We start from the raw sequence: 1,681 nt of genomic DNA on the forward strand, positions 1-1,681 counted from the left end.
ATCCTATTTTCTTGCACTAACATCGGACTTTAACAGGTCAAAAGCTTTATTTTAAAAGGGTTTTACCATTATTCAGCAGACCCTAAATAAACCGAATCGTTATTTTTTAAACTATCGCGAATAATTTGACCGAGGCGCGTGCGTCCTTCATCATTAAAGTTAACACTACCGGTAAGATCGATCGCTAGGATAACATCTCGTCCTTGCCAACGAGCCACCAAATCTAATCCCAGTTTTTGCCAATCGGTAAGCGATTCCCCGGGGGATACCGTTAAACAGTCAGCACTTTTCATCTAGCCTTGTCCAAGAGTGAAAAATTGAGCTTGTCCCTATTCTTCCGCCATTGTACTAAAAAAATAATACTTCTTAAAAGTTTTTTTCGCTTTTATTCTCGACTTGCCCTAGGTTATTCTCAATAGTAACCATAGAATAAAATAAATTTTAAAGTTAAGCTGCCCGCGCATTTAAATTGCTTGTTGAGATAAGGCTCTCTTGCAAGAGGCAACAGTAAAGGGATTGGGGGAGATTTAGCGGTTAAAATGTGTCCTAGCTTATCAACTAACCACCTAATCCTAATTCTCGTCTTAGCAATTGAATTGATTTATCCCCAATATAATTATCACTACAGATAATTTCTGGCAGACGAATTAAATCCGATCGCACTTCATTAATCAGATTTTTAATTAAAGTATAACTCGCTTGATCACTGATAATTGTCTGGGAAGTTCGAGCTAAAACTTTTAACTTATCCGTTTCATGAATTTGGGCAGACATAACTAATAAATCATCGCCCCGTAAACTATGAATTAAAATTTCGGCCACCTTAATAATACCGGTGCTAATGCTGACAATCCCCAAACGGCTATCGGTGGGTAATTTTTTGATTAATGCCAATTCCTTGCTGTAATCGTAGATATCGATGGGAATGACTCGTAGGTGAAAAGGAGCGGCAATTTCCTCCGCTACACTGATAAAATAGCGACTGGTGACAACAGTGGCAGATTTAGTATTGGCTAAAACTTGGGCTAAATCCTCCATTGCCACTAATTGGACGGGAATTTTGAGGGATTGCTCTAATTCTCCCAACATTAGTTTTCCTGCACCCAAATCGTGACGGGGAATGGTGACAAGAACTTGAGAACTACACTGCGATCGCCAATCGATTTCCGCCAGTAATAACTCGCGAATTTGCTCTAAAGTTAAACCTTGAGCGAGAAAACCAGCCAAACTCTGGCGAATTAGTCGGCCTATTTCTGGATTTTGTTCCAATAGGGGTGAACCCGATAAATTATCGTTTTCATGCCCGCGAGCCTTGACATAAATCCCCGAACCTGCTATTGATTCTACTAACCCATCGTCTTCCAGTTGTTGATAAATTTTACTTATCGTATTACGGTGTAATCCCGTGATCATAGCTAGTTGACGGGTGCTAGGTAAACGATGGCCTGGTGGATACTGACGAGAGGCGATAGCGAAGCGAATTTGGTCAAATAATTGCTTAGAGGCGGGAATTTCACTGTCTGGCTGGATTTGGAACTGCATCGGATCACTTCGCTCACAAACTACTTTCGCTGATGCCCATTCTATCATTAGGGTCTGCTGAAAAAGTTTTTCGGTGGTGGTAGGAGTCAGGAGTCAGGAGTCAGGAGTCAGGAGTCAGGAGTTTCAGGCTTTGTTGCCC

The 1,681-nt window shown here is 41.2% G+C and carries 1 protein-coding gene and 1 pseudogene; both read right to left on the reverse strand.

Annotated elements, in window-relative coordinates; translation table 11 throughout:
* Positions 1-89: 89 nt before the first annotated feature.
* Positions 90-293, reverse strand: a pseudogene (locus BGL89_RS19285) (VWA domain-containing protein); the annotation flags it as partial.
* 265 nt (positions 294-558) lie between these two features.
* The gene (locus BGL89_RS19290) at positions 559-1,590 is read right to left on the reverse strand and encodes a GntR family transcriptional regulator (RefSeq protein ID WP_286827142.1); all 1,032 of its coding nucleotides are present in this window, start codon (positions 1,588-1,590) and stop codon (positions 559-561) included.
* Positions 1,591-1,681: the final 91 nt, after the last annotated feature.

Origin of the sequence: Microcystis sp. LSC13-02 (genome assembly GCA_002282935.1) — a bacterium.
Taxonomy (GTDB): Bacteria; Cyanobacteriota; Cyanobacteriia; order Cyanobacteriales; family Microcystaceae; genus Microcystis.